This window comes from bacterium (genome assembly GCA_018814885.1).
Lineage (GTDB): Bacteria > Krumholzibacteriota > Krumholzibacteriia > LZORAL124-64-63 > LZORAL124-64-63 > JAHIYU01.
Map to the genome: position 1 here is coordinate 1 of JAHIYU010000054.1, position 7,376 is coordinate 7,376.

Annotated in this window: 4 protein-coding genes; 1 reads left to right on the forward strand and 3 read right to left on the reverse strand. The window is 67.0% G+C overall.

The genetic code is table 11. The annotated features are described in order from the left end of the window. Window positions 1-95: 95 nt before the first annotated feature. The 3 genes from KJ554_02965 to KJ554_02975 are packed head-to-tail and all read right to left on the reverse strand — an operon-like array spanning window position 96 to window position 6,546. Window positions 96-3,065 carry a TonB-dependent receptor gene (locus KJ554_02965; GenBank protein ID MBU0741299.1) on the reverse strand — a complete coding sequence of 990 codons (2,970 nt, stop codon included), beginning with the start codon at window positions 3,063-3,065 and terminating at the stop codon, window positions 96-98. Further along, window positions 3,062-4,567: a hypothetical protein gene (locus KJ554_02970; GenBank protein ID MBU0741300.1), complete on the reverse strand. Its 1,506-nt coding sequence runs from the start codon at window positions 4,565-4,567 to the stop codon at window positions 3,062-3,064. The genes KJ554_02965 and KJ554_02970 overlap by 4 nt, the downstream gene beginning before the upstream one ends. Next, window positions 4,564-6,546, reverse strand: coding sequence for a hypothetical protein (locus KJ554_02975; GenBank protein ID MBU0741301.1), 1,983 nt, complete (start codon window positions 6,544-6,546; stop codon window positions 4,564-4,566). The genes KJ554_02970 and KJ554_02975 overlap by 4 nt, the downstream gene beginning before the upstream one ends. Before the next feature lie 180 nt (window positions 6,547-6,726). Between KJ554_02975 and KJ554_02980 the strand changes: the two genes are divergently transcribed. After that, window positions 6,727-7,376 (forward strand): hypothetical protein (locus KJ554_02980; GenBank protein ID MBU0741302.1); only part of this gene is annotated, 650 nt, incomplete at its 3' end.

Here is a 7,376-nt window from a genome sequence, read left to right on the forward strand (position 1 = left end):
CCGCGCGGCGGCGGGCGCCGCCAGCAACGCTCACGCGCACAGCAGGCCGAGCAGGCGGCCCGGCCACCCGACGAAGTCCCTGACGCGCGCCCGGGTCACCACGAGAAGCTCACCCCCATCAGGATCATGCGCGGATCCTCCACGTAGCTCGGGTTGACCCGGCCCTTGGCGTATTCCTCGGAATCCGTGGTGAGCAGCTCTCCCATGCCCTCGCCGTCGAGATACCAGTCCCCGTAGTCGAACTCCCATTCGGGGTTGTAGTCGCCCACCTTGTAGCCGTCGCCGGTCCAGCTGTTCACGCGCCGGTAGTCCCTGTGGTTGAAAAGGTTGCGGACCTCGACGAAGAAGGTCAGCCGCTGCCTGCGCGTCAGGTTCCAGAACTTGTTCAAACGCAGGTTGAGCATGCTCTTGGCCGGGCCCAGCCCCGAGTTGTAGTCGCCGTCGATGTAGTCGCCGTTGATCGGATTGTCGGGATCGGCGAAGGCGCGCGGCGTGTAGCGCTGGCCGGACTCGGCGCTGAAGAGCAGGTTGAGGCTCCAGTTTGGCGGCAGGGTCAGGCCGAGCAGGCGCGGCCGCTCCCTCTCGAAGACGGAGAAGTCCAGATTGACCGAGACCCGCCACGGCTTGTCCCAGAGCAGGGGCGTGCGCGCCAGGCCGCCGGCGTTGGTCGCCGTCGAGGAGCTGCCCTCGTAGACCGTCTCCAGGTAGCCCTGGTCGGCGTCGCTGTTGGTGCCCGTGCTGCTGGACAGTTCGAGGCTGGCCGAGCCGGAGAGGAAACGGGTCGTGCGCTTGATCACCGTGAGCTCGACGCCCAGGCTGCGCGCCGAGTCGCCGTTGAAGTAGCGCACCGGTTCGATGGTCACGGTGCCCTCGTCGTTGGGGTCGGGCGTGTCGGCGGCGCCGATGTCCACCGTGTTCATGCGCACCGACTTGGCGTAGCCGAAGATGTCGCGGTTGAAGAAGGTGACGCCCACGCTCCACAGGCCTGGGAACTCGTGCTGGATGCCCGTCTCGTACTCGACGGTGATCTTGGGGTCCAGGTTGGGATTGCCCAGCAGCTGGATCTCGCTGGCGGACTGGGCCTGCAGCTGCGGATAGACGTAGGCGTAGCGCGGCCACTGTGAGAAGTGGCCGTAATTGAAGAAGAACTTGTCCTTCTCGGTGACCGGGAAACTCACGCCGAGGCGCGGCGAGACGCGCATCTTCCAGCTGCGCAGCCAGAACTCCACCGTGTTGTCGTAGAACTCGTCCTTCATCTCCGGCGTGATGAAGAGGTACTCCGAGTTGTGATCCATCACGTGTTCTACTTCCCTGCCGGGCGCCCAGGCGTCCAGGCGCAGGCCGGCGTTCACGACCATGCCCCGGTAGTTGACCGTGTCCTGGAAGTAGACCGCCCCCTCGATGGGATGCACCTTGAAGATGTCCTCGTTGAAGGCCAGCTTGCCCGAGGGCGGGATCCGGAGGTTCGTCTGCAGGTCGATCAGCTGCATCTCGGTGATCGAGAACTCCAGGCCCGTCTTGAGCTGGTTGGTCTCGCTGGCGACCCAGGCGTAGGAGCTCTTGAGCGTCCAGGACTCGGAGTAGTGGTCGTGCCAGCGGTCGCTGCTGCCCAGGGCCAGGCCGCTGGGCGAAGGCGGCGAGTCGTACTCGGGGTAGGTGGTGAATTCGTCGTTGCCGATCAGGTTGGCGTGCATGCGGCTGAAGTTGCGGCCCAGGCTTATCTCGAAGAAGTCCTTCTCGCCGACCACCCAGCGGTAGTAGAGCTGGTTGAGGATGTTCTCGTTGGTGAAGACCAGGGCGTTGTCCAGGCTGTCCATGAACGGGCGCGGATAGCCCTCGCCCGGCAGCCGGAAGCCCTGGCTGACCGCCATCTGGCGGGTGGCGTTGAAGCTGATCTTGTGGCGCGGATCGACGTTCCACGTCCACTTGGCCAGTCCGTTCCAGTCGTTCTGCTGACGGGGCGACATCCAGTCGACGTCGTAGAGCGGCGTCTCGAGCCGCTTGGTGCGCGAGTAGATGGGCAGGTACCCGTCGCGGACGTCCATCGAGCCGCTCAGCAGCAGGTACTGGGTGCCCGGCAGGCCGAGGCCGATGGCGTCCAGGGCGTCGCTGAGGGGGTCCGGCCCGGAGAGCGACATCTTCACGACGTCTATGTTCTGGGCCTTGTCGAAGGCGTCCAGCTCGTGATAGTCGGGCTCGGTGCCCAGATCGGCCTCCTCGCCCAGGCCCATGGACAGCGGCGGGATGGCGAGGGCCGCCATCTCGCCGAGGCCGAAGCCCCCCGCGCGGCCGAGGAAGTGGTCCCGCTTCCAGCTCATCTTGCCGCTCCAGCGGTCGCCGCCCTCCTTGGTCGACACGTTGACGACGCCCGAGACCGCCTGGCCGTATTCCGCGTTGAAGCCGCCCGTGAGCACCTCGATCTCGTTGATGATCGAGGGATCGATGGTGTAGCCGTAGCCGCCGCCGGCCAGCGGATCGTTGACGGAGATGCCGTCGACGATGAACTGCGTGTCGTCGGCGCGTCCGCCGCGGATGTGGATCTCGTTGTCCTGGAGCGTGACGCCGGGCTGGTGGGCGATCATCTCCACGATGTTGTCCAGCGGCATGGCCGCCATCTGGTCCGCGGTCATCCGGTGCGCGCTGCCGGTGAGCTCGACCTCGATCAGGCGCCGCTCGGCCGAGACCTGGATGGGATCGGTGTAGATGGCCTCGACGTCCAGCAGGAACTCGATCGCGGCCACCTCCCCGGCGGCCACCGACACGGTCTCCGAACCTAGCGCATAGGAGATGTAGGAGGCCCGGACCGTGTAGGTCCCGGGACGCAGCCCACCCAGGAAGAACTTGCCGTCCTGCAGGGCGATCGTGCCGATGCTCGAACCCGCGATGTAGACGTTGGTGTAGGGCAGGATCTCGCCGCTCTCGGCGTCGCGGACCTGGCCCTTGATCATCGCCGGCCGCGCCGCCGGGGGCTCGGGCATCTGTCCCCTCGCCACGGGTGCGAGCGACGCGGACAACGACAGCGCCGCCACGAACAGCAGGAAGGATCTGGTCGGCACGGGCTTCACGGCAGCGTCACCCCCAGCTCGTCCTGCAGCAGCGCGCGCAGCGCGGCGAGGCCGTCGGCCTGATTCACGTATTCGAATTGCAGGGTGATGACCACGGACCGGGCGTACGTCTCGATGTCGGCGTGGGGTTTGCGCACGCCCACGACGGGTTCATAGGGAGGCCGGCGCGAAGGGCTCCAGAACAGGTAGTACTCCATCTGGTAGATCGCTTCGCTGTTGGCCATGGGCGTCAACCCGATGCCGGCGCTGAAGCCGTTGCTGAAGTGCAGGTCCGGCAACCGGCCCGGCGGCGCCGCGAAGCAGGTCTTGTCCTGGGGGATGTAGAAGGTCGGTTGCGAGGGCGTGCGGCTGATCCCCAGCGTGTTCTGCACGAAGCTGGGCGGCAGGCTCAATGTCCCGCCGATGACGCCCTTGGAGATCAGCAGCAGGCGGCCGGGCTCGTGATCCGGAGGCGGTTCGTAGAGGTACCGCTGCAGTTCGACGGCCACGGCCCCCAGGTTCGCCGAGGTCGAGATGCCGGTGTACCAGAACACCGCCTCGAACTGCCGGAAGGTCTCGAGCATGACCCAGGTCCGGTCGGGAAGCCCCGCGGACAGGTCGTAGCGCGACCACTGGCCGGCGCCGAAGATGGAATCCATGCTGCCGTGGTAGAACGGCACGTCGATGTTGCCGAGTATGTCGTCGACCAGCAGAACCGGACTGAGCGCGGGCAGCACGTTCCAGGTCCAGCTGAAATTGGTGGTGGCGTGGGCCTCGTCGCCGATCCTCACGTTCAGGGTGCGCGACCCCGCCTCCTGGATATGTCGCAGGTCCACGCTGAAGAGACCGGCGTCCACGTCGTCGAGGCGCTTGATGACCGGACGCAGGTTGGGATCGGCGTCCGGTTCCCCCAGCAGTGCGGGCGCCAGGTTGGTGTCGGCGGTGTCGAGGAAGTAGACGACCGAATCGTCCATGGTGACGTTGCCGTCCAGGTCGAGGGCGAAGAAGCGGAAGTTGGCCGCGCCGTAGCTCCAGGTGACGGTGTCGTAGTCGGCGGTGAAGTTGATCACCGGCGGGAAATTGCGCAGCGGGATGAACTGGCTGACCGTATCGCTCACGGCGCCGTCGTCGTCTCGGCACGCCACGCGGATCAGCGCCTGCGCCTCGCCGAGATCGTCGGTGGTGAACGTCATCGTGGTGTCGGTGCGCTGGGTGGCGGCCCACGGCGCCGCGACGCCCGTCGCCGTCTCGATCGAGACGTAGTATTCGATCACGAAACCGTCCTCGTCGCTGCCGCTCCAGTGGAAGGTCCGTTCGTAGTAGCTGGTGGGACTCAGCTCGCCGCCGGGGTACGGCGTGACGAAGATGCGCGCCACCGGCCGGCTGTTGAGCACCGTGGACGGATCGAAGGGATCGTTGGTGCAGCCCGCGAGGTGCGCGGCGATGGCGCACGCCGTCGTCGCGGCCAGCAGGACCGCCGCCCGCGCGGAGAACAGGGTCGTGCCGTCGCGTCCGCGTCTCATTTGATCACCACCAGTTTGCCGCGCTGGATGCTGCCGTCGGCCGGATTCTCGACCACGTAGACGTAGAGGCCGGTCGCGATGGCGCGCACGGGATCGCTGAGGATGTCCCAGGCCTCCATGCCCGAGGCGGGGTCGTCGTGGCGGAGCATCTGCACCAGGTCGCCGGCCAGGTTGAAGATCTTGATGGTGCACCGCTCGGGCAGGCCCGTGAACCAGATCTTGCGGTTGAGCTCGCGCTCGCCGTACTGCCCGTCGAAGTACGATCCGGCGCGGTACGGATTGGGATAGACCCCCACGCCGCGCCCGCTGCCCGCGGGCACGGGCGCCGGCCCCGGATAGACCTTCCGCGCGTTCTCGTAGAAACCGCTCTGGAAGGACGGCAGGCCCTCGTTGAGATCGGGGGCCGAGAAGGAGACCACGGAGTACCAGTAGGCGAAACCGTCGAGCAGGCTGGTGTCGGTGAAGCTGCGCTTGCCGTCGCCGTCGAGCGGCGGCAGTCCGGTGTCGAAGCCGAAGCCGTCGATCCTGTCGAACTCCGCGATCAGCGTGGACTGCAGGTTGGGGTCGCCGGTGAAGTCCTCGCCCAGGTATCTGTAGACCCGGTAGCCCTGGAAATCCTCCCGGCCGGTGATGACGCTGATGTGGTGCTCGGGCGAGCGGCGCGGGTCGTCAGCGGGCAGCGGGTACGGCTCGCCGTCGTCGTCGATACCCAGCGAATCCCCGGGCACCCAGGACAGGATCACGGAATTGTCCGCGTACGCGACCTCCAGCCGCGGCGAAGGCGGCCCCGTGGCGATCTGGAAGCCGGTATCGTAGGCCACCTGGGCCACGCGGGAGTTGGCCAGCAGGGACAGGGAATCGGCGCCGCAGGTCAGGGCGTAGGTCACGTGGATGGTGTCGTTGGGCGCCATGTACGGGAAGGGGCCGGTGGACAGCAGGGCGATCCAGTCGTGGGGCCGCGTGAAATCCTCGAACTCCTGCTCGCCCACGTCGAACTCGCCGTTGCCCATGAGCTGGTACTTGCCGGGCGACTCGTCGAGGGTGTCCGGATCGATGTAGGTGTCGTCGTTGGCCGGCACGCCGCGGAAGCCCCAGACGTTGTACGAGACCGGCGGATTGCCCTCCGCCGCCTCGACCTCCGGGACGGTGCCCAGCAGGCGGTTGCCGATCCACGAGGTGGCCATTCCGTCGTCGCCGTCGTCGTCGTGCTCGTACATCATCCAGATGCCGGCGTCGCCGTCGACGTCGCCTGGGCGCCAGGCGCCGTTGACGTCGTCGTAGTAGTTCCAGGGCGAGCCCTGCGACGAGTCGTAGGGATTGTTGATCAGGGTGTTGCCTACCGTCGTGTCGTTCCAGAAGCCCACGTAGACTTCGCTCAGTTCGGTGCCCGAGACGTTGATGATGGTGTAGTCGAGGATCACGAAATCGTCGGCGTAGGGACTGCCCCAGGCCAGGGCGCGCAGGATCACCTTCAGGCCCATGGGCACGTGGGTGCCCGACTCGGGATCCGTGTCGTCGTCGAAGATGCACTCGATGTGCTGCGTGGCCAGGGCCGACGGGTGGTAGTTGTCGCTGTTCTGACTATTGGACCACTGCCAGACGTAGTCGTTGTTCGGGTCCTCCGGATCCTCGAAGTTCTCGAACTCCCGCATGTTGTCGCCGGCCACCAGGTTGGAGACGTCCTGCGCGCCCGTGGAGACCCTGATGGTGCCGTCGGCCGTCACCGCGCCGACCCAGAGCCCGCCCAAGAACAGATGCTCCACGTTGCCGTTCAGGGGATATTCGCAGGAGGGCTGGCCGGGATCGGACAGGCCGTTGCCGACGTAGCCCAGGTTGGTGATCGTCAGGCCGATGATGCCGGCCCGGGCCACCATGTCCTTGCGGGGCCCGGCGGAAGCGGTCGTGGCGAGCGTCAGGGTCGCCGCCAGCAGGATGGCGAGAGCGAAGGTGCGGGAAGGCCGATGTCCGTCGAGGCGCAAGCCGTTCCTCCGGAAGCTGAACCCGGACAATTCAAGGTGAAGCATGGACGACGAAGGTAGCCCCCGCGCGACCCACCTGTCAACAGCCCCTGCTCCGCCTCGCGTTTCGGGTCTTGGAGGGCGGCGCCATCGGTCTTATCATGTTCCGGCATGCCCGGCTCGCTCAACGGAAGTGACGACTTGACAAGACGCTTGCGCTCAGCCGCCCTCGTGCTGCTCTCCGCCGCGACCACGCTGTTGCTGTGTGAAATCTTCGTGAGGTACCTGCAGGACACGATCCCGGCCCGCGCGGACACGCCCTACGTGACCGATGCCGACTGCGGCTACACCCTGCGCCCCAGCGCGCCGGGGGAATTCGACCAGTACGACGACCGCCACGTGAACGCGCTCGGCTTCCGCGACCGCGCGCATCCGACCGCCAGGCCGGACGGCGTGCGGCGGATCGTGGGCCTCGGCGACTCGTTCGTGTACGGTGACGTGCCCATCGCCCACAACTTCCTGCGCCTGCTCGAAGCCGAACTGCGGCCCGGGAGCCCGGCCGGCGCGGCGCCCGAGGTGGTCATCGCCGGCCTGCCGGGCTGGGACGTGCGCAACGCCGTAGGCCTGATGCGCGGCAAGGGGCCGGTCCTGGACCCCGACCTGGCCGTGCTCTGCTTCTCCGTCGGCAGCGACGTGACCGGCATCCCCATCCCCGGGGCCGTCTACCAGGGCAACCTGCATTTCGTGGGCTCGCAGCGCCCGCTGCTGGACCTGCTGCGCAAGAGCCGCCTCTTCGTGCTCGCCGAGCAGCTCTACCTGGTGCGCCTCACCGATGCGCTGAGGCGCCTGCA